Source organism: Aquimarina sp. MMG015 (genome assembly GCF_018100855.1).
Lineage (GTDB): Bacteria > Bacteroidota > Bacteroidia > Flavobacteriales > Flavobacteriaceae > Aquimarina > Aquimarina latercula.
The window spans coordinates 320253-343589 of the sequence record NZ_JAGJEB010000004.1 but is presented as its reverse complement, the minus strand read 5'-3'; the positions used below and the strand labels follow the sequence as shown (position 1 = coordinate 343589).

At 33.8% G+C, this 23337-nt stretch carries 17 protein-coding genes; 16 read left to right on the top strand and 1 reads right to left on the bottom strand.

The window, feature by feature from the left end:
- Positions 1–30: 30 nt before the first annotated feature.
- The 10 genes from J8L88_RS10345 to J8L88_RS10300 all read left to right on the top strand — a co-directional run bounded on the left by J8L88_RS10345 (position 31) and on the right by J8L88_RS10300 (position 13918).
- Entirely contained in the window at positions 31–3144 is a 3114-nt protein-coding gene (locus tag J8L88_RS10345) for a TAT-variant-translocated molybdopterin oxidoreductase (RefSeq protein ID WP_211060691.1), read from the top strand.
- Between the two features lie 34 nt (positions 3145–3178).
- Complete coding sequence (gene nrfD / locus J8L88_RS10340) at positions 3179–4927, top strand: NrfD/PsrC family molybdoenzyme membrane anchor subunit (protein WP_118388953.1); 1749 nt, start codon at positions 3179–3181, stop codon at positions 4925–4927.
- 4 nt (positions 4928–4931) lie between these two features.
- Positions 4932–5471, top strand: coding sequence for a DUF3341 domain-containing protein (locus tag J8L88_RS10335; RefSeq protein ID WP_027393434.1), 540 nt, complete (start codon positions 4932–4934; stop codon positions 5469–5471).
- A 5-nt stretch (positions 5472–5476) separates the two neighbouring features.
- Entirely contained in the window at positions 5477–6124 is a 648-nt protein-coding gene (locus tag J8L88_RS10330; protein ID WP_211060690.1) for a cytochrome c, read from the top strand.
- Between the two features lie 40 nt (positions 6125–6164).
- Positions 6165–7511 (top strand): quinol:cytochrome C oxidoreductase, encoded by a 1347-nt coding sequence (locus tag J8L88_RS10325; RefSeq protein ID WP_118388954.1) that lies wholly within the window; start codon positions 6165–6167, stop codon positions 7509–7511.
- 33 nt (positions 7512–7544) lie between these two features.
- Positions 7545–8621 (top strand): cytochrome c oxidase subunit II, encoded by a 1077-nt coding sequence (locus J8L88_RS10320; RefSeq protein WP_027393436.1) that lies wholly within the window; start codon positions 7545–7547, stop codon positions 8619–8621.
- Between the two features lie 48 nt (positions 8622–8669).
- Positions 8670–10490: a cbb3-type cytochrome c oxidase subunit I gene (locus tag J8L88_RS10315; protein WP_108802235.1), complete on the top strand. Its 1821-nt coding sequence runs from the start codon at positions 8670–8672 to the stop codon at positions 10488–10490.
- A 166-nt stretch (positions 10491–10656) separates the two neighbouring features.
- Entirely contained in the window at positions 10657–11358 is a 702-nt protein-coding gene (locus J8L88_RS10310) for a hypothetical protein (RefSeq protein WP_155839691.1), read from the top strand.
- A gap of 183 nt (positions 11359–11541) precedes the next feature.
- Positions 11542–12564 (top strand): Holliday junction branch migration DNA helicase RuvB, encoded by a 1023-nt coding sequence (gene ruvB / locus J8L88_RS10305; RefSeq protein ID WP_211060689.1) that lies wholly within the window; start codon positions 11542–11544, stop codon positions 12562–12564.
- A gap of 25 nt (positions 12565–12589) precedes the next feature.
- Positions 12590–13918: a cytochrome P450 gene (locus tag J8L88_RS10300; RefSeq protein WP_035085551.1), complete on the top strand. Its 1329-nt coding sequence runs from the start codon at positions 12590–12592 to the stop codon at positions 13916–13918.
- 26 nt (positions 13919–13944) lie between these two features.
- Here J8L88_RS10300 and J8L88_RS10295 read toward each other — a convergent pair whose 3' ends face one another.
- Complete coding sequence (locus tag J8L88_RS10295) at positions 13945–14577, bottom strand: hypothetical protein (protein WP_211060688.1); 633 nt, start codon at positions 14575–14577, stop codon at positions 13945–13947.
- An 88-nt stretch (positions 14578–14665) separates the two neighbouring features.
- Here J8L88_RS10295 and J8L88_RS10290 point away from each other — a divergent pair, with 88 nt between their 5' ends.
- The 6 genes from J8L88_RS10290 to ruvA all read left to right on the top strand — a co-directional run bounded on the left by J8L88_RS10290 (position 14666) and on the right by ruvA (position 23305).
- Complete coding sequence (locus tag J8L88_RS10290) at positions 14666–15109, top strand: GNAT family N-acetyltransferase (protein ID WP_211060687.1); 444 nt, start codon at positions 14666–14668, stop codon at positions 15107–15109.
- Positions 15110–15335: 226 nt separating this feature from the next.
- Positions 15336–16262, top strand: coding sequence for a tRNA epoxyqueuosine(34) reductase QueG (gene queG / locus J8L88_RS10285; RefSeq protein WP_035085553.1), 927 nt, complete (start codon positions 15336–15338; stop codon positions 16260–16262).
- A gap of 199 nt (positions 16263–16461) precedes the next feature.
- Positions 16462–18180: a sodium:solute symporter gene (locus tag J8L88_RS10280; RefSeq protein WP_027393444.1), complete on the top strand. Its 1719-nt coding sequence runs from the start codon at positions 16462–16464 to the stop codon at positions 18178–18180.
- A 15-nt stretch (positions 18181–18195) separates the two neighbouring features.
- Positions 18196–20139, top strand: a complete 1944-nt coding sequence (locus tag J8L88_RS10275; RefSeq protein WP_211060686.1) for a trehalase family glycosidase — start codon at positions 18196–18198, stop codon at positions 20137–20139.
- A 139-nt stretch (positions 20140–20278) separates the two neighbouring features.
- Entirely contained in the window at positions 20279–22591 is a 2313-nt protein-coding gene (locus tag J8L88_RS10270) for an NADP-dependent malic enzyme (protein ID WP_027393446.1), read from the top strand.
- A gap of 132 nt (positions 22592–22723) precedes the next feature.
- A complete protein-coding gene (gene ruvA, locus J8L88_RS10265; RefSeq protein WP_091407910.1) occupies positions 22724–23305 on the top strand; it encodes a Holliday junction branch migration protein RuvA in 582 nt (193 codons plus the stop codon).
- Positions 23306–23337: the final 32 nt, after the last annotated feature.

The window sequence follows — 23337 nt, the reverse complement described above, 5'->3', positions numbered from 1 at the left end:
AAATAAGTAAGAAGCTAATATCAATTATATATGTCATCAAACAAGAAATACTGGAAAAGTGTTGAAGAGCTAAACGAAAATAGCTCTATTGTTGAGACGCTACAACAAAATGAGTTCGTTCAGGAGATTCCTACGGATGAGTTTTTAGGAGATAAATCATCTCTGGAAAGTTCTTCGACTTCACGTCGTGACTTTCTTAAATATGTAGGTTTTAGTACAGCGGCTGCATCTTTAGCAGCTTGTGAAGGACCAGTAATTAAATCAATACCATATGTAGTGCAGCCAGAAAGAATAGTTCCTGGTGTTGCAAATTATTATGCGACTACTATTGCAGATGGTTATGATTTTGCAAGTGTTTTAATAAAAACAAGGGAAGGTCGTCCAATCAAGGTAGAGAATAATAATCTGGCTACTTCTAATGGAGAGGCAAATGCTAGAGTTCATGCTTCAGTATTATCATTGTATGATAGTACCCGTTTGCAAGGTCCCAAAAAAGGAGATGAAGATATTAGTTGGGATGTCCTTGATAAAGAGGTTGGAACTAAACTAAATAGTTTAGGAGGAAAACAAATTGTATTGTTAACTCAGACATTTGCTAGCCCTTCTACATCTAAATTGATATCAGAGTTTAAAGCAAAATATGCTAATGTTTCTCAAGTTGTATATGATGCTATATCGTATAGTGAAGCATTAGACGCTTACGAAATGATGTATGGAGAAAGAGCATTAGCTGATTATGATTTCTCTAAAGTAAATACTATTGTAAGTATAGCTGCTGATTTCTTAGGAGATTGGCAAGGAGGAGGATATGACAGTGGATATGCACAAGGACGTGTTCCTAAAAATGGGAAAATGTCTAAACATATCCATTTTGAAGCAAATATGTCATTATCTGGAGCAAATGCTGATAAAAGAGTAAAAGCAACGCCTACTCAACAAAAACAGGTGTTAGCAGCTTTATATAAATATGTTACTGGTGCCGGATCTAAAGGAGCATTGGATGCTGGTTTGGATGCCGAAGTTGTTAAAGCGGCTAAACATATACAGAAAGCAGGGAGCAATGCAGTTGTAGTTTCTGGTATTCAAGATGTGGATGCTCAATTGTTAGTTTTAGCTATTAATAAGCATATTAGTAGTAAAGCATTTAATGAAACTACACCAAGAAAAATTCGTCAAGGTAATGCCAAGGCGGTAGCTCAGTTGGTGAAGGATATGAATGCAGGACGTGTTGGTGCACTTTTAATAGCAGGTGTTAATCCAGCATATTCTCTTCCGAATGCAAGTGAGTTTAAGGAAGGTCTTAAGAAAGTAGACGTTTCTGTTGCATTTAGTATGCATAATGATGCTACCGCATCTGAGTGTACTTATGTTGCGACTACACCTCATTATTTAGAGTCTTGGGGAGATGTAGAATTAAAGAAAGGTAGCTACAGTTTAATGCAGCCTACTATTCGCCCTTTATTCGATACTAGACAATTTCAAGAAACACTATTGAAGTGGACAGGTAATACTGCTGCTTATAACGATTATATTAAGGATGCTTGGACAGGCGTACTAGGAGGTACTTCATGGAATCAAGCATTACACGATGGAGTGTTGGTGAAGCCAATACTAGCTAAGGAATCTTTGGAAACAGCAATAGCTACTCCAGAGGGTGATGCAGAAGTAGTAGATGCGGCGCCTGCTGGACCTAATGTTGGTGCAGCTGCTAGGAGATTATCTACTGCAAAATCAAATGGATTAGAACTTACATTATATACGAAGACTGCTTTAGGTGATGGGCAACAGGCTAATAACCCTTGGTTACAAGAAATGCCTGATCCTATAACCAGAGCTTCTTGGGATAATTATCTAACAGTTTCAAGAGCAGATGCAGAGGCTAATGGCTTGATGAATGAAAATGTCGCGAATGGAGCTTTAAATGGTAGTTATGCAACTGTTACGGTGAATGGAGTTAATGTGACTGCACCGGTAATCATTCAGCCAGGGCAAGCACAAGGAACTATTGGTTTAGCTTTAGGGTACGGTAAGATAGTTGGTGTAAAAGAAGAAATGCAAGTAGGTGTTAATGCATTTGCATTATACCAGAATCAAAATGCGGTACAATCTGTTTCTGTTTCAGCGGCTGAGGGTACACATGAATTTGCTTGTGTACAGTTACATAATACATTGATGGGTCGTGGAGATATTATTAAAGAAACGACTCTTGAGATATTTAATACGGGCAATCCAAAAGATTGGAATAAGATGCCTCAGGTAAGTAAAGATCATATTGAGTTTGATGTTACTTCGCCAGAAGTTGATCTTTGGGATGAGTTTGATCGTTCTGTTGGGCATCATTTTAATCTTTCTATAGATTTAAATGCTTGTACAGGATGTGGAGCTTGTGTTATTGCTTGTCATGCTGAGAATAATGTTCCTGTAGTTGGGAAGTCTGAGATTAGAAGATCGCGTGATATGCATTGGTTGCGTATTGATCGTTATTATTCTTCAGAAGAAAGTTTTGAAGGTGATAATAATAAGAAAGATGCTATTTCTGGTTTAGGTAGTTCTTTATCTGAATTTGGTGAAATGGAAGTTCCTTCTGATAGTCCAGAAGTTGCATTTCAGCCAGTAATGTGTCAGCATTGTAATCACGCACCTTGTGAGACTGTTTGTCCAGTAGCGGCAACATCACACGGAAGACAAGGTCAGAATCATATGGCTTATAACCGTTGCGTAGGAACAAGATATTGCGCAAATAACTGTCCTTATAAAGTACGTAGATTTAACTGGTTCTTGTATAATGAAAACGATGAATTTGATTATCATATGAACAATGATCTAGGGCGTATGGTATTAAATCCAGATGTAACTGTTCGTTCAAGAGGGGTTATGGAAAAATGTTCTATGTGTATCCAAATGACTCAAAAAACAATTTTGGATGCTAAAAGAGAGGGAAGAGCAATTAAGGATGGAGAATTCCAAACTGCTTGTTCGGCTGCTTGTTCTTCTGGAGCAATGACATTTGGTGATATAAATGATAAGGATAGTAAAGTAGCTAAATTAACAGAGGATAATCGTATGTATCATTTACTTGAACACGTAGGTACTAAACCAAATGTTATGTATCAAACGAAAGTAAGAAATACTACGGAAGCCTAATTAACTAAATAAAGAATCAATTCAATTATAAAGGATTATGTCTCATTACGAAGCACCTATAAGAAAACCTTTAGTAACTGGCGATAAAACCTACCACGATGTAACTGTGGATGTGGCTGCACCGGTTGAAGGAAAAGCAAATAAATCTTGGTGGATTGTCTTTTCTATCGCGCTTATTGCTTTCCTTTGGGGAATAGGTTGTATAATTTATACAATTTCCACAGGTATTGGTACCTGGGGACTTAATAAAACAGTAGGATGGGCGTGGGATATTACCAACTTCGTATGGTGGGTAGGTATCGGTCACGCAGGAACATTAATTTCTGCTGTATTATTGTTATTCCGTCAGAAATGGAGAATGGCGATTAACAGATCTGCAGAAGCGATGACCATATTTTCGGTTATTCAGGCAGGTTTATTTCCAATAATTCACATGGGACGTCCATGGTTGGCATATTGGGTATTACCTATTCCGAATCAATTCGGATCTTTATGGGTAAACTTTAATTCTCCATTACTTTGGGATGTATTTGCGATCTCTACATATCTTTCAGTTTCTTTAGTTTTCTGGTGGACTGGATTACTGCCTGATTTTGCGATGATAAGAGACCGTGCTATTACACCATTTAATAAGAGAATATATGGTATACTTTCTTTTGGATGGAGTGGTAGAGCAAAAGATTGGCAGCGTTTTGAGGAAGTTTCCTTAGTACTTGCAGGTTTAGCAACACCATTAGTACTTTCTGTACATACAATTGTATCTTTTGACTTTGCAACATCTGTTATTCCTGGATGGCATACAACTATATTCCCTCCTTATTTTGTGGCAGGTGCCATTTTCTCTGGATTTGCAATGGTAAACACATTACTTATTATAATGAGAAAGGTGTCGAACCTAGAAAATTATATTACAATACAACATATAGAATTAATGAACATTGTAATAATGATTACGGGTTCAATAGTTGGAGTTGCGTATATAACCGAACTGTTTGTTGCTTGGTATTCTGGAGTAGAGTATGAGCAGTATGCTTTCTTAAATAGAGCAACTGGTCCTTACTGGTGGGCTTATTGGGCGATGATGTCTTGTAATGTATTCTCTCCTCAGTTTATGTGGTTTCCAAAATTGAGAAGAAGTATAATGTTCTCATTTATTATATCTATCGTAGTAAATATAGGAATGTGGTTTGAGCGTTTTGTGATTATTGTTACTTCGCTTCATAGAGATTATTTACCATCATCTTGGACAATGTTCTCTCCTACATTTGTAGATATTGGAATATTTATAGGTACGATCGGATTCTTCTTTGTATTATTTTTATTGTATGCACGTACATTCCCAGTAATTGCACAAGCAGAAGTGAAAACAATATTGAAATCTTCTGGAGAGAAATATAAAAAGCTAAGAGAGGCTGGTATTGATCATAGAGATGAGTTGCCTAAAGTAGCTGCTAAGATTACATCTGAGGAAAAGATAGTTGAAGAGGTGTCTGAAGAAGTTAAGAATGTAGAGGATACTAGTCAAGATGATATCAATAACTTATTAGGTAACTTAGGAACTTTTGATTCGGCTACACAGACAGCTGATGATCTTAAGAAAGTGAACGGTATTGGTCCAGTAATGGAGAAAAAATTGAATGAAATTGGAATCTATACTTTCGATCAGGTAAGTAAGATGACCGAAACAGAGTACAATTTATTAGATAGTATTACAGGGTCTTTCCCAGGACGAGCACAACGTGACGATTGGGCTGGGCAAGCTGAAAAATTAAAAAACAACTAGAAGTATGGCATCTAAAGTTATACATGCATTATATACAGATGATGATGTCCTAATGGACGCTGTGAAGCAGGTTCGAGGAGAACATTATCATATTGAAGAGGTTTACACACCTTTTCCTGTTCACGGTCTTGATAAAGCAATGGGATTGGCTCCTACTAGACTTGCAATAACATCCTTTATGTATGGGTGTGTTGGACTCACAGTAGCGATTACTATGATGAATTTCATTATGATAGAAGATTGGCCACAAAATATTGGTGGTAAGCCAAGTTTTAGCTACATCGAAAACATGCCTGCATTTGTTCCAATCATGTTCGAACTTACTGTGTTTTTTGCAGCGCATTTAATGGTTATAACTTTTTATATGAGAAGTAAACTATGGCCATTTAAAGAAGCAGAAAATCCGGATGTAAGAACTACAGATGATCATTTCTTAATGGAAATAGATGCAAGTCATCAAGATGTAGATGCGATGACAAGTTTCTTAAGCAATACGGGAGCTGTAGAGATTAAAGTAATAGATAAGCAAGAAGATAACCATTAGTAATAATGAAGAATAGTTTAAATATAATAGTAGTTGCAATAATGATGATTACAATTGTTTCTTGTAAAAAAGATTCAAAACCTAATTATCAATATATGCCTAATATGTATGAGCCTGTAGGTTATGAAACTTATGGCCAGTATGGAGTTTTTCCAGGAGGTCAAGAAGCTATGTTACCTGCGGAGGGTTCTGTTCCAAGAGGTTGGATGCCTTATGATTATAAGAATGCACCAGAGGGATATCAGTTAGCTAAAGATTCTTTAAGAAACCCTATTCGATATACTAAGGAGAATGAGGAGAGTGGAAAAGCATTGTATGATATTTACTGTGCGATTTGTCACGGAGAAAAAGGAGATGGAAAAGGAACCTTGGTAAAAAGGGAAAAAATTCTTGGTGTTCCTAGTTACGACGATATTGGTAGAGCAATTACTGAAGGGAGTATCTATCACGTAATGTATTATGGTATTAATTCTATGGGATCATATGCTTCTCAGACAAATGAGAACGAACGTTGGCAGATTGTACAATATGTACAAAAGTTAAAGACTGATCTTGAAGGGAAACCTGCTCGTATTGATACAGAAGTGGTTTCTGCAAAAGTAGAAGAGACTGCTCACAACACAACAGAAGAGAACCACGATAACGCACATTAGTGCATTTGTTAAAAGTTAAGAATAACGATATTATATAAATATGTATACGCTATCAAGTAAATTAAGATTATTTTCTATCATTCTTGTAGTTATTGGTGCAATAGGGCTAACTTATGGTTTCCTTTCTGCTCCTAATACTATCGAAGAGGTAAAAGAAATGATGGCAGCACACGATGCTCACGGAGGTGGACATGGTGATACGCAGGCAACAACTGATTCACACGCATCTGAAGGTCATGGAACCGAAACCCATGGTAAAGAAGATGCGCATGGAGGAGATTCACATTATGAACATACGTTACATCAATTGCAAAATAAGCCATGGGCAGCATTATATGTAGCTGCTTTTTTCTTCTTTATGATTGCGTTAGGTGTGTTAGCATTTTATGCAATTCAATTTGCTGCGCAAGCAGGTTGGTCTCCGGTACTTTTTAGAGTTATGGAAGCGATCACAGCATATTTGGTGCCTGGAGGTATAATATTATTTGTAATACTGGCCTTATCAGGGTTTCATGTAAATCATTTATTTGTTTGGGCTGATCCTGAGGTAGTTGCTCATGATAAATTAATTCAAGGTAAATCTGGGTGGTTAAATGGAACTGGTTTTATAATTAGAGCGGCTATTTTCTTAGGAGGATGGATGTTGTATCGTCATTTTGCGGTAAAATACTCTAGAAAACAAGATGAAGATGCTACTGGAAACAAGTGGTATAAAAAGAGTTTTAAAATCTCAGCAGGATTCTTGGTGTTCTTTATTTATACAGAATCTATGGCTTCTTGGGATTGGATTATGAGTTTTGATCCACATTGGTTTAGTACTTTGTTTGGATGGTATGTTTTTGCAAGTTTATTTGTTTCAGGAATAACTACGATTGCATTAATAACTATTTACCTTAAGTCTAAAGGATATATGGAATTTGTGAATAATAGTCATATTCATGATTTAGCGAAATTTATGTTCGGTGTTAGTATATTCTGGACATATCTTTGGTTCTCTCAGTTTATGTTGATTTGGTATTCTAACATTCCTGAAGAGGTAACATATTTTATAACTCGTATTGAGGATTATAAATTACCATTCTTTGGTATGTTAGTTATGAACTTTATATTCCCTTTATTAGTTCTTATGAACAGTGATTATAAACGTATTAACTGGTTTGTAGTGATGGCAGGTATTATTATTTTATGTGGACATTATGTTGATATATTTAATATGGTAATGCCGGCTACAGTAGGTGAATCTTGGTTTATTGGTGTTACGGAAATTAGCGCGGTATTGTTGTTTTTAGGATTATTCTTATACGTAGTATTCAAAGCACTTACTAAAGCACCATTATTAGCTAAAGGGAATCCTTATATTGAAGAAAGTAAACACTTTCATTATTAAAAATTAGATCGTAAAAAAGAAGATAGATAAAAAATGACTGTATTCTTAACCATAGTAGTTATAGCACTTATAGGAATCTCCTTATGGCAGATGTCTAAAATATTGAAGTTATCTCAAGTTAAAGGAGCTGATAACTCTCAAGTAGCTAACGACAAGGATAATAACTTACAAGGTAAGTTAATGCTTGCTTTTGTTGTATTCATATATATCCTAACCATATTTTGCTTTGTTCAATATAATAGTTTTTTCCTTCCAGAATCGGCTTCTGAGCACGGGATTGAATACGATAGGTTAATGTTAATATCTATGGTGTTGATTATGTTTGTTCAGATCATCACTCAAGGATTGTTACATTTCTTTTCATATAAGTATAGAGGAAATAAAAATAACAAAGCATTATTCTTTGCTGATAATGATAAGTTAGAGTTTATTTGGACTATTATTCCTGTGATTGTTTTAGCGGGATTGATTATATATGGATTGTTTACTTGGACTGATATTATGAATATCGATGAGGAAGAAGGTGATCCGTTAATTATAGAATTATATGCATATCAATTTGATTGGAGAGCAAGATATTCTGGAGAAGATAATGTTTTAGGAAAGGCTAATGTTCGTTTTATAGAAGGTGTTAATACTTTAGGGTTAGATGCATCTGATTCTTATGGGATGGATGATAAAATAGTAAATGAACTACACCTTCCTGTTAATAGAAAAGTGATCTTTAAAATGCGTTCTCAGGATGTATTACATTCTGCTTATATGCCGTTTTTTAGAGCACAGATGAATGTAGTTCCTGGTATGATTACAGAGTTTGCATATACACCGATATTAACTTCTGATGAAATGCGTAATAGTGAGTTTATGGTAGAAAAAGTAGCCACTATTAATAAGATTAGAAGAGAAAAGAGCAAACAATTGGTTGCAGCAGGAGATGAAGCTTTAGAAAATTACGAATTTGATTACTACTTATTATGTAACAAGATTTGTGGTGCTTCTCATTACAATATGCAAATGAAGATTGTAGTGGAATCAGAAGAAGATTATAATGCTTGGTTAAAAACACAACAGACATTTAAAGAGCAATTATCTGCTCAAGCAAGCAACTAAGAAAGAGAAAAAGAGAAATTATTATATTTTTATTAAAAGAATAACTGTATGTCAGCAATAGCACACGTAGATGGTCACGCAGAAGATCACGATCACGGACATCATCATAAAGAGACATTTATAACTAAATATATTTTTAGTCAAGATCATAAGATGATTTCCAAGCAGTATTTGATTACTGGATTGATTATGGGAATCATTGGTATTGCAATGTCTTTATTGTTTAGAATGCAATTAGCATGGCCTGATCATAAATTTACTGTTTTTGAGGTCTTATTAGGTAAGTTTGGAGAAGATGGTGTAATGGACCCTAGTATGTATCTTGCTTTGGTGACGATACATGGTACGATTATGGTATTCTTCGTATTAACGGCAGGTTTAAGTGGTACATTTAGTAACCTTCTAATTCCATTGCAGATAGGTGCTAGAGATATGGCTTCTGGCTTCTTAAATATGGTTTCATATTGGTTGTTTTTTTTAAGTAGTGTAATAATGGTTTTATCTCTGTTTGCAGAGGCAGGACCTGCATCTGCTGGATGGACTATTTACCCGCCATTAAGTGCTTTACCGCAAGCTATCGGAGGTTCTGGTACTGGTATGACTTTATGGTTAGTATCTATGGCAATCTTTATCGCTTCTTCATTATTAGGTTCATTAAATTATGTGGTAACCGTAATTAATTTAAGAACAAAAGGGATGTCAATGACGCGTATGCCATTAACAATATGGGCATTTTTTGTAACAGCGATTATTGGTGTGGTATCTTTCCCGGTTTTACTTTCGGCGGCATTATTATTAATAATGGATAGGGGTTTTGGAACTTCATTCTACTTAAGTGATATTTATATTGCCGGAGAAGTATTGCATAACCAAGGGGGATCACCTGTACTTTTTGAACACTTATTTTGGTTCTTAGGTCACCCAGAAGTATATATTGTATTATTACCGGCTTTGGGTATAACATCAGAGATTATTGCAACGAATGCGCGTAAGCCTATATTTGGATATAGAGCCATGGTTGCTTCAATCTTGGCAATTGCATTTTTATCTACTATCGTATGGGGTCACCATATGTTTATTTCAGGGATGAATCCGTTCTTGGGATCGGTATTTACATTTACAACCTTATTAATTGCAATACCATCTGCGGTAAAAGCGTTTAATTATATTACGACATTATGGAAAGGTAATCTACAACTCAATCCTGCAATGTTATTTTCTATAGGTCTAGTATCTACATTCATAACAGGTGGACTTACGGGAATTATTCTTGGAGATAGTACACTTGATATTAATGTGCACGATACATATTTTGTAGTAGCGCATTTTCACTTGGTGATGGGTATCTCGGCATTGTATGGTTTATTCGCTGGAGTATATCACTGGTTCCCTAAGATGTATGGTAAGATGATGAATAAAAATCTTGGATATGTTCATTTTTGGGTAACAGCGATAGGGGCATATGGAGTTTTCTTCCCAATGCACTTTATTGGAATGGCTGGATTGCCACGTCGTTATTATACAAACAGTAATTTCCCATATTTTGATGATTTAGCGGATACCAATGTTTTAATTACTGTATTTGCTTTGATTACAGCAGCTGCACAATTGGTATTCCTTTATAACTTTATACATTCTATTTTCTACGGAAAGAAAGCGGTTCAAAACCCATGGAAATCTAATACTATGGAATGGACAACACCTGTAGAGCATATGCACGGAAACTGGCCTGGAGCAATTCCACATGTATATAGATGGCCTTATGATTATAGTAAAACTAGAGAAGATGGTGAGTATGTAATTCCTGGACAGGATTATGTTTCTCAAATCACTCCATTACAGGACGGAGAAGAGGAAATGCATCATTAACTGATCTATTATAAAAATGAATAAGCCCTTTTGAGTTAATCTCAAAAGGGCTTATTTATTTTTGAGGATATTATTTTACTTTATTAATGGTATATAGAAGTATACTTAAGTAGTTTGTTAAGTATAATTTTAATGCTATTTTAGAGTATAAATAGAAAATTCAAAATTGAGCTACCTATCCCCGGCATATGTCTTTTGTTATATAAGTATTGTAGTAGTATTTTTTTGTGGGTTGTTTTATGGGAACTCAGTGTTGGTTTTTATAAAACCAATCTCTTCTTTAACACTGATTTGGATTTATTTTGACAATAGGAAGAAGGTAAGTGTGCTGTATCCATTAATTATCGGTATCATTATTATAAATGATGTTCTTGTTTTAAAGAATTTTGATCTTTATTTTGAATATATAAGCATATTATTGATGTTGTATTACTTTTTATGCTCGTACTTGTTACTGCCGTTTATTTCTTTAAAAGATATTAAGTATAAAGAAATGCTTTCTCCTTCTGTGGTAATAGGTGTATTATTAGTTATTTATCTTACTCTTTCTATTTTTAATATGACCATGCCTGGCTTTCAAGATGCTATTGGTTATGGTGTAATAATAGTTATTTCTCTACTCTACTTCTTAGGGTGTTGTTTTATTATTTACTTGAGAAATAAGTATCAATATTCTTACTACCTACTAATTGCAGCAAGTAGTTGTGCTTTAGTTAATGCTTTAGTTCCTATTCAAGAGTTATATTATAACAATGTTATTTTTGAAGCTATTATATATTCTGTAGATGTAATTGCTATGTTATTTTATCTAAAGTTCTTGGTAAGTACTAAGCCAATGGAAGAAACTAAAGGATCTAATTTTATTTAGCATATAATTTATAGGATATCTATTACAAGGTATAATTTTAAGCTATTTCATTTGTTATATATTGAATTTAATAATTAAGTGGGTAAAGCATTGTTATATTAAAGCCGATCTTTCTTTTTCTAGTATATTTGTTTATGCGGTTAATATAATTCAGAATTCACTTTAAAAAATATACTTTTAGTAATGAACGAAAATTTGAATCCTTCAAGTGAAAATTACTCTAATGAAGATCTTGATATAGAAAGAGCATTAAGACCTCTTGCATTTGAGGATTTTTCGGGACAGGATCAGGTTCTTGAGAATCTAAAGATTTTTGTGCAAGCTGCTAATTTAAGAGATGAAGCTTTGGATCATACACTGTTTCATGGCCCTCCAGGTTTAGGTAAAACTACATTAGCGCATATTTTAGCCAATGAATTAGGAGTAGGTATAAAGGTAACATCCGGGCCAGTTTTGGATAAACCAGGTGATTTGGCAGGTTTGTTAACCAATCTTGATGATCGAGATGTTTTATTTATAGATGAGATTCATCGATTAAGCCCAATAGTTGAAGAGTATTTATACTCGGCTATGGAGGATTATAAGATTGATATAATGATCGAAAGTGGTCCTAATGCAAGAACAGTACAGATTAATTTAAATCCTTTTACATTAGTTGGAGCAACAACTAGGTCAGGTCTTTTAACAGCACCTATGAGAGCTCGTTTCGGAATTCAATCTAGATTACAATATTATACAACCGAATTACTTGCCACGATTGTCGAAAGAAGTGCTCATATATTAAATGTTCCTATTTCATTAGAAGCGGCTATAGAAATAGCAGGTCGCAGTAGAGGGACTCCTAGGATTGCTAATGCGTTATTGCGTAGAGTACGTGATTTTGCACAAATTAAAGGTAATGGTAAGATTGATATAGAGATTTCTAAATTTGCCCTTAAAGCGCTCAATGTGGATGCTCATGGACTAGATGAAATGGATAATAAAATTCTTACGACATTAATAGATAAGTTTAAAGGTGGTCCGGTTGGGATTACTACGTTGGCTACAGCTGTAAGTGAAAGTGCTGAAACTATTGAAGAAGTTTATGAACCTTTTTTGATTCAACAAGGGTTTATTATGAGAACACCAAGAGGTCGAGAGGTTACAGAAGCAGCTTATAAACATTTAGGACGAGTAAAAGGAGGAATCCAAGGAGGATTGTTTTAGTCTTATAATAAAAAGTATTAAAAATATGCCAGTCCCTAAAGTCTCTTTTTTTAAAGTTCTTAAGAATGCTAAAAATATTCTTAGTAACCCATTGCCATTTCATAATAAGAATTTTGAAAAACATGGAGATATTTTCGAAGTTAATTTAGGATTTGGTAATTCTGTTATTTTTACCAGAGATGCAGGTTTTGCAAAACATATGTTGCAAAATCAACATAGAAAATATTATAAATCTCCACTACAAACTAAAGACTTAGGAAAGTATATAGGTAATGGTTTGTTAACTTCCAATGGAGATCATTGGTTAAGACAACGGAGACTGATACAGCCAGCATTTTATAAAAAGAAAATAGATGTAATTGCAAAAACCATTAGAGAAACCATATGCGAAGAACTGTCCAGAATAGAGCCTAATGTTTCTATGGATATTTATCCGTTAATGAATGATTTGGCTTTTAAGGTAGTAGCAAAATCATTGTTTAGCTATACCGATACTGGGAATACTATGGCTAGATTACAACATATAACGGAAGCTGCGCAAAAATCCTTAATTAGAGAAATTAGACAGCCATATAAAAGATGGTGGTTTTATCTTAGCGGTCAAATAAAAAGCACACTTACGTTAACCCAGGAAGCAAGAGATATATTGAATACCATTATTGAAGAAAGACGAAGATCTGAAGATACATATGATGATCTTTTGGACATGTTGTTAAGTTCTAAATATGAAGATGGTAGTTCGATGGATAATGAAAGATTGATAGATGAGATATTGATTTTGTTTGTTGCAGGACACGAAACTACTTCTAATGCATTATCTTTTTGTTTAAGCTTGTTGGCATTACATCCCGAAATTCAGGAATCAGCATATACAGAAATTGCGAAATATGACGGAGAAGAATTATCCTTAATGGAGCAATTCGAGAAGAGTAAATATGTTGCTCAATGTATTGAAGAATCTATGCGTTTGTACCCGCCAGCATATTTCTCGGATAGAGTAAATATTGAGAAAGATGAGTTTAATGATATAGAATTGTCAAAAGGTACGACAGTGCTTATCTCATTTTTTGAGATACATAGACATAAAGATTTCTGGGAGAATCCTACTGTTTTTGATCCAGATCGTTTTCATCCAGATAATAAAAAGAAATATTCTGATTGGTATTTTCCTTTTGGTGCAGGACCAAGGATGTGTGTAGGTAGTAATTTTGCGATGTATGAAATGATTTATGCAGTTAGTGAATTAATCAGAAAATATAAAATTTCTACATCCATATCAGAAATTGAGATTAAGCCATTGATTACTTTGAAACCAGTAAATGCAATTCTGAAGTTTACTCCAAGAAATAAATAATAAATCAGTAGTATCTTTAAAAAGAATTACCATAGATGGAACAAACATCCGAGTGTTCTATGGTAAGTGATTAGTTTCTTTTCAGCCTTTCGTAATTGGTTATATTTGTCAAGAATTTCGACTGCAGCCTCCTTACATGGTGCTTTTTTGTAAAGGGTAAGCTTATTTAAATAAGCATCTTTAATCCAAGACTCTCCATCACTTGGGAGCATTCTTGTAAAACAATTTAATGAATTCATTTTGGGACTAAAAATACTTAGGTCCTCTTGAATCTCTGTAATTTTCTCAGCTCCAAATTTTTGAACATTTTTACTTTCAAAACTTTTTGTGTTGTATTTAATAATATAGTTGAACACAGCATTTGTTTTTAGTGAGTCATTCTCTATATAATAATATTCAAGAATTGCATCCTCATAAGCGTGGGGCTTATAGGCGTGAATAATAAAACGAAGTTTTTCATTTTCTCGATAGTAGTCGATGGTTCCGAAGAAATTTTCGGAGCACTTATATCTCTTATATGTATTATTAATTGTTGAATCTTTGCTAGCAATACGGTTTAAGAATTCAAAATAGTTATCTTGTTCAGAAGCTGGAAATTCTTGTTGACAATAACCAAAATGTATAATAAAAAAGAAAGTATATAAAAAGAGTTGTCGCATGTACTTGAATAATTGATGTCTAAAGATACAATTTGCCAAATGAATATAGAGTTGTTTTATCTTTGTGTTGTATGTAAGTCAAGTAAATATGAAAACAGTCACAGTAGTTCAAGCTGACAAAAATGAAATCGAGTGGATTAATTCGAAGTATGCTGAAATTGGTTTTGTAAAATCTAATTACTATAGTGAATTTATTGTTATTGCTAAGGTCGGGAATAATAACGCTGGACTTGGAAGGTTAGTAAAGATTGATGAAAACAATATCGAACTTGGGGGGATTTATACATTTCCTGATTTTAGAGGTTTAAAGGTTGCTGAAAATATTGTAAGCAATCTATGTGACAAAAATCCTTATAAAGAGTCTGTAATTTGGTGCTTACCATTTGAAAATCTACTAGGTTTTTATTCCAAATTTGGATTTAAGAAACATCAAAAAGAGGTTGTTCCTCAAGAAGTGAATAAAAAACTCGAATGGTGTAACTCGGACGATAAGTACGAAAAAGAAGTAATACTTCTTTGTAAAAAGAAATAAGCTTACAAGCTAAACTATAGTTCCCTGATAGAGAGGTTAGTTTTCAGCCAAAAGATTAGGGGTTATTTGCAAAGTATCCAAATCTTTATGATTTAGTATTAATAAAAGAAGAATAAAAAAATAAAATAAAGTGATTTGGCTTGTAGCTAAACCGGAAGTAATCGTTTATTTTCTACACAACTTGCCATATATTTAAAGCTTTCAAAAACGTTTTCATATACTGCTTATGATTAATAAATCTGAAACATATGCATCTTTGATAAAAGCCGAAGCTAAACGCCTTGGTTTTTTATCTTGTGGTATAAGTAAAGCAGAGTTTTTAGAAGAAGAAGCACCTAGGTTAGAAAAATGGTTGCATAAAAATATGAACGGACAAATGTCATATATGGAGAATCATTTTGACAAACGGCTCGATCCGACAAAGTTAGTTCCGGATTCTAAAAGTGTAATATCATTACTTCTTAATTACTTTCCTTCCGAGACGCAAAAAGATTCAGATGCTCCTAAGATTTCCAAATATGCTTACGGTCAAGATTACCATCATGTGATTAAATCAAAACTGAAGCAACTCCAAGAATTTATTTCGGAAGAGATAGGCGATGTCTACGGAAGAGCTTTTGTTGATTCCGCTCCAGTATTGGATAAAGCTTGGGCAGCAAAAAGTGGATTAGGATGGATTGGTAAAAATAGTAACCTGCTTACTCAAAAAGTTGGGTCATTTTATTTTATAGCAGAATTGATTATTGATTTGGAGTTGGTATATGATACACCCGTTACAGATCATTGTGGAACATGTACTGCTTGTATAGATGCATGCCCTACTCAGGCTATCGTAGATCCATATGTGGTAGATGGTAGTAAATGTATTTCTTATTTTACAATTGAATTGAAAGAAGAGATTCCTTCGGACTATAAGGGAAAATTTGATAACTGGATGTTTGGTTGTGATATATGCCAAGATGTATGTCCTTGGAATCGTTTTTCTAAATCACATAGTGAACCACTTTTTAATCCTAAACCAGAATTGTTAGAGATGACTAAGAAAGATTGGGAAGAAGTTACCCAAGAAGTTTTTTCTAAAGTTTTTCAAAAATCCGCAGTGAAACGAACTAAATTTTCTGGCTTACATAGGAACATCCAATTTTTAAAATAAATATGTTGATTGTTTGACGATTTGATAATACAAACGGTTGTATATATTGTTTTACCTGTTTTTGGTATCAAAACGTTAATAATTTTTTAAGAAACTTGTATATTCATTGGATTTTTAGCTAAAATATTGACTAATTTTAACTTGTCTTATTGTTTAAGTTAAGATTCTAATACAGTATCAAGTACTAAACATTTCACACATGAATGAATTATCTTATATCGACATTACAGTAATTGTAGTGTATCTCATCGGAATTATTATATACGGAATATCAAAATCAAAAAGGGGAAGTTCAGAAGATTATTTTTTAGGCGGAAGAACAATGACTTGGCCAATTGTAGGTATTGCATTGTTTTCTGCAAATATTTCTAGTTCTACCTTAGTTGGACTTGCATCTGATGCTTATCAGACAAACATTAATGTTTATAATTATGAATGGTATGCAGTTGTAGTACTGATTTTTTTCGCAATATTCTTTCTTCCTTTTTATTTACGATCTGGAGTTTATACAATGCCAGAATTTTTAGAGCGAAGATATGATAAGAGGTCTCGTTATTATTTTTCATTTATCACCGTAGTCGGTAACATTTTAGTGGATACTGCAGCGGGACTTTATGTAGGTAAAATTGTATTGACACTATTGTTTCCATCCATGGATTCTACATTAATCTTGGTTATTTTGGCAGTTGCGGCTGCAGCATATACTATTCCAGGTGGATTGAATTCAGTAATTCAAACAGAGGTTATTCAGGCAATATTGCTTATTATTGGTTCCTGTCTGTTAACATATTTTGCTTTTGATCAATTAGGAGGAGGATGGTCAGGAATGATGGCAAAATTGGATACTATGTTATCTGCTGGAGATGTTAATTTTGGGAATCGCTTAGATGAAGGGAAATATATACCAGCCAATGCTGATGAAGTATTTAGTTTAGTCAGGCCTAGTAATGATGAGTTTATGCCTTGGTGGGGTTTGTTAACAGGAGTCCCTTTATTAGGGTTCTATTTTTGGGCAAATAATCAATTTATGGTGCAACGTGTTTTGGGAGCAAAGGACCTTAATCATGGTCGTTGGGGAGCATTGTTTGCAGGATTTCTAAAATTACCAGTGATTTTTATTATGGTGGTTCCGGGTGTATTAGCATTACTGCTATTTAGTACTTTGGATATTACTAGTTTGAACTATACGTTAACCGATGGAACTATTTGTAACAACCTTTCTGATTGTCCAAATCTTACCTATCCAGTTTTATTATTTCAATTATTACCAGTGGGAGTGTTAGGTTTGGTAGTAGCAGGACTAATGGCAGCAATGATGTCATCCGTTTCTGCGACATTTAATTCTGCGTCAACTTTGGTTACTATGGATTTTGTGAAACAGCTAAAACCTGAACTTACCAGTAAGCAACTAGTGAGAGTTGGACAAATTACAACAGTCATTTTAGTAGTTTTGGCTATTTCTTGGGTTCCATTTATCGAAAGTGTAAGTGATTCTTTGTGGACGTATTTGCAGTTAGTGATTGCTTATACATGTCCTCCAGCAGTTTCTACTTTTGTATTAGGTCTTTTTTGGAAGCGGGCTAATGGAAACGGTTCAATTGTAAGCTTATTAACAGGTTTTTCTTTGGCTGTGTTTATGATTTTATCACAAACTTTTGATTGGATACCTGTTATAAATGAATTACATTTCTTGGCAAAAGCTACTTGGTTATTTGTTATATGTGTCATTCTTCATATGATTGTAAGTTTGATGACAAGAGCACAATCAGAAGAGCAAATAAAGGAGTATACTTATAAAAAGGAAATGTTTAAAGAAGAATCTAAGGAGCTAATAGGTTTACCTTGGTATAAAAATTATAGAATTTTATCTGTAATACTTTTGGTAATAACGGCTCTTGTAGTTGGTTTTTTCTGGTAAATTAAATAATTAAATATGCGAAATTTTAAGTTTAGGGTTCTAATTACGTGTTTACTTTCGGTACTCCTTTTTAATTGTAATAAAGATAAGAAAATTGAATATTTGGGTCATCAAAAAACACTTGACAAGTTGATTCTACAAGAAGATACAGATGGTGATAAGAAAATAACCATTGATGATAAAGGCCCCAAACAATTCGAATTTATTGATTCATATGGAGAAATAAACTTGATAGAAGGTACTTATCATTTGTCTAATTTGCTTCAGGAATTGGCTATTGCAGATCAGAACAATACTATTTCTTTGGATAGAATTATAGAGTCTCCAAGTAGTCGAATTTCAAGATTAATTAAAACTAGATATTGGGATAACCTAACAAGATCAGTGGATAAAAAAGGATTAGCAAAAGTATTAGAGGATACTAAATCAGAGACTGATACTTTTAGGCTGTATGTGCCATTTAATGATCAAGAAGCAATTACTTATTTCGAAACTATAAAATCAGATATTCCAAAGTTAAAAGTTATAATATTACCAGAGAATATTACTCCGTCATATGTAAAAACATTAAATAAAGTTTCTGGAATATTAAATCTAGCTCATAAGATAGATGAAAGCGGAAATTATAAAGCAAAACCTTTCGTAGTTCCTGGAGGAAGATTTAATGAAATGTATGGCTGGGATAGCTATTTTGAGTCTGTTGGATTATTAATTGATGGTCGAGAAGATTTAGCCATGTCTATGGCGGATAATTTTGGGTATCAGATTGAACATTATGGTAAAATCCTTAACGCTAATAGAAGTTATTATCTTACCAGAACACAACCTCCATTTTTTAGTTCTTTAGTAAGAGAAATATATCAGAAGAATCCAAACGTATCAAGAAACTGGTTGTCAGATAATCTAAAAATGGTGATTAAAGAATATGAAACTGTTTGGTCAGAAAAAGATGTTCGTTTAACAAGTACTGGGTTAAGTCGTTTCTATGGAGAGGGAATTGGGATTCCACCAGAAACAGAAAAAGGACATTTTGATTTTATATTAAATAAGTATGCAGCAAAACATAAGCTTAATTTAGATGAGTTTGTAGAGAAATATGATTCAGGCGAAATTATAGATGAAGAACTTGATTTGTATTTTACCCATGATAGATCAATGAGAGAAAGCGGACATGATACTTCTAATAGATTAGATGATGTGTGTGTGCATTTAAATACTGTAGGGATTAATAGTCTTTTGTATAAATACGAACAGGATATAGCATATTTGATAAGAGAAGCATTTCAGGATAAGTTTAGTATTGATTCTAAAGAATTTTCATCTGACTTTTGGTTAGAAAAAGCAGAGAAAAGAAAAAAGATAATGAATGATCTGTTGTGGGATGAAGAAAAGAAGATGTATTATGATTATAATTTTGTGTCTAAAACACAACAAAAGATAGAATCAGCAACTAATTATTATCCGCTTTGGGCTGGATTAAGTAGTAAAGATCAGGCTGCTTCATTGGTAGAAAGTTTGTTTAATAATTTAGTTCAAAAAGGGGGTGTTGCAGCAACTACAGATATCTCTAATAAAGAAGATCCGAATGCACCACAACGTCAATGGGATTATCCTAATGGTTGGGCACCACATCAGATGATGATATGGAGAGGTCTTATAAACTATGGTTATGAAAAAGAAGCTCAAGAATTGGTTTATCGCTGGTTATGGATGATTACAAAAAACGCCGTTAATTATAACGGAACTATTCCCGAAAAGTATGATGTAGTAAAATGTACGCATAAAGTATATGCAGAATATGGCAATGTCGGGACAGAATTTGATTATATAACTCCAAGTGGATTTGGGTGGATGAACGCATCTTATCAATTAGGATTAAATATTTTAGATGAAAAATTAAAATCCCAATTAGATCAGTTAGTAGATCCTAACGATATATTTAGTAAAAGAGGTAAATAATTATATAATCTACAATATAATTCACAAAAAACTACAAAGTTTTTTGAAACCTTAATTTTTTTAAAGATTACCTAGTTTTGTCTTTTGCATCTCGCATAGACTTGTACCTTTGTATAGCACACAATTTTATTGATATAATATGAGTATCGAAAGTAAACGAAGAGAAGCGCTAATTTATCATGCGAAACCCACTCCTGGTAAAATCAAAGTAGTACCTACAAAAAAATATGCAACTCAAAGGGATTTGTCATTGGCATACTCTCCTGGTGTAGCAGAACCTTGTTTAGAAATTGAAAAAGATACAGCAAATGTATATAAGTATACTGCAAAAGGAAATTTAGTAGCGGTAATATCTAACGGTACTGCTGTTTTGGGACTAGGTGATATTGGTCCAGAAGCTTCTAAGCCTGTTATGGAAGGAAAGGGGTTGTTGTTTAAAATTTTTGCAGATATTGATGTATTTGATATTGAAGTTGACACTAAAGATGTAGATGCATTTATTGAAACAGTAAAAAATATAGCACCTACTTTTGGAGGAATCAATCTAGAGGATATTAAAGCTCCAGAAGCGTTTGAAATAGAGAGGCGTCTAAAAGAGGAACTAGATATTCCGGTAATGCACGATGACCAACATGGAACAGCTATTATTTCTGCCGCAGCCTTGTTAAATGCACTAGAAATCGCTGGAAAGGATATTGATAAAGTTAAAATAGTGGTTAGTGGAGCTGGAGCTGCAGCAGTTTCTTGTACAAGACTATATAAAGCTTTTGGAGCAAAAGCTGAAAATATAGTAATGACTGATAGTAAAGGTGTAATTCGTAAAGATCGAGATAACCTAACTCCAGAAAAAGCAGAATTTGCAACAGATAGAAATCTTGATACCCTTGCAGATGCTATGAAAGATGCTGATGTGTTTATAGGCTTATCTATGGCTAATTTAGTGGATCCAGAAATGTTGTTGTCAATGACTAATGACCCTATTGTATTTGCCATGGCAAACCCTGATCCAGAAATAAGATATGATTTAGCGGTACAAACGCGTAAGGATATTATTATGGCTACAGGAAGAAGTGACCATCCTAATCAGGTAAATAATGTTCTTGGTTTTCCATTTATATTTAGAGGAGCATTAGATGTAAGGGCAACTGGTATAAATGAAGAAATGAAAATGGCGGCTGTAAAAGCGCTGGCGGATTTGGCTAAGGAACCAGTGCCAGAGCAAGTAAATATAGCATACGGAGAAACTAGACTTAATTTTGGTAGGGATTATATTATACCAAAGCCTTTTGATCCTAGATTGATAGCCAAAGTTCCTCCAGCAGTTGCTAAAGCTGCAATAGAAAGCGGCATAGCTACAGAACCGATCGAGGATTGGGATAAGTATGAAAGTGAGCTCTTAGAACGAATGGGGAATGATAATAAATTGGTGAGATTGTTAATGGATCGCGCCAAGCTAAGCCCCAAAAGAGTTGTTTTTGCAGAAGGAGATCATTTAGATGTTTTAAAGGCAGCACAAACAGTAAAAGAAGAAGGAATAGCTTTTCCAATATTATTAGGTCGTAAAGATATTATTGCAGAACTAATGAAGGAGCTTGATTTTGATCCTGCTGGGGTTACTATTATCGATCCTAAGGCAGATGAAGAAATTGATAGAAAAAACAGGTATGCTCAGAAATATTGGCAAGATAATAGCCGAAAAGGAATAACTCTTTATGGAGCTCAAAGATTGATGCGAGAGCGTAATTACTTTGCTGCGATGATGGTTAATGAAGGTGATGCGGATGCATTGTTGTCAGGATATTCTCGAAGTTATCCAACAGTATTAAAGCCAATATTAGAGCTTATTGGATTGGCAAAAGGAGCTACTAGGATTGCTACCATGAATGTAATGATGACGAATAAAGGACCATTGTTTATTAGCGATACTTCTATTAATATTGATCCTACTTCTAAGGAGTTAGCGAAGATAGCTCAAATGACGGCAAGAACAGTAGAGATGTTCGGTGTTGACCCCGTTATAGCGATGATATCCTACGCTAATTTTGGATCTTCAAAACATCCTAATGCTTCTAAAGTAAAAGACGCAGTTTCATACTTACATCGTTATTATCCTAACTTAGTTGTGGATGGAGAATTGCAAATGGATTTTGCTTTAAATCGAGATATGCGAAAAGATAAATTCCCTTTCTCTAAGCTTAACGGTCGTAAAGTGAATACTTTAGTTTTTCCTAATTTAGATTCTGCCAACAGTACGTATAAAATGCTGAAAGAATTAAATAACTCAGAATCCATAGGACCGATAATGATGGGAATGAAAAAACCAGTTCATATACTTCAGTTAGGTGCTAGTGTAGAAGAGATGGTTAATGTAGCAGCGGTTGCTGTAATAGATGCCCAGGAAAAGGAAAAAAGAGAAAAAGAAATGTTCTCACTTACGTCGAGTGATGTATAGTTGTTAAGTGATATTTACAAAATTTTAATAGTAAAATAAGCTTCAAAAAATATAAGTTTTTGAAGCTTATTTTTTTAAACGGTTTTGTAGGATAATTTTCTTACTTTTGGATGCTTAACACTCATTTGACTAATGATTACACAAATCAAGGGGCGACTTGTAGAAAAAAATCCAACAGACGTAGTAATAGATTGTAATGGTGTCGGATATCTTTTACATGTTTCATTACATACATTCTCTTTAATTCCAGATCAGGAAGTTTTACAATTATATACACATTTACAGGTAAAAGAGGATTCTCATACATTGTTTGGTTTTGCAGAAAAATCAGAACGTGAGATTTTTAGACTTTTGATTTCTGTTTCCGGAATTGGGGCAAGTACAGCAAGAACTATGCTTTCTTCTTTGCATCCAGATCAGATAAAAGATGCTATAGCATCTAATGATGTAGCGACCATACAATCTATAAAAGGAATTGGAGCGAAAACGGCCCAACGTGTAATTATTGATCTAAAAGATAAAATTCTTAAAGTTTATAATATTGATGAACTTTCTGTATCCCAAAACAATACTAATAAAGATGAAGCGTTATCTGCATTAGAAACCCTTGGATTTAATAGAAAACAATCAGAAAAAGTTGTTGATAAAATTCTTAAGGTTAGCCCCGACGAAACAGTAGAAAATATTATTAAACAAGCACTAAAAAATTTATAAAAACATTGAGTTCATTACATTCCTTATATTTT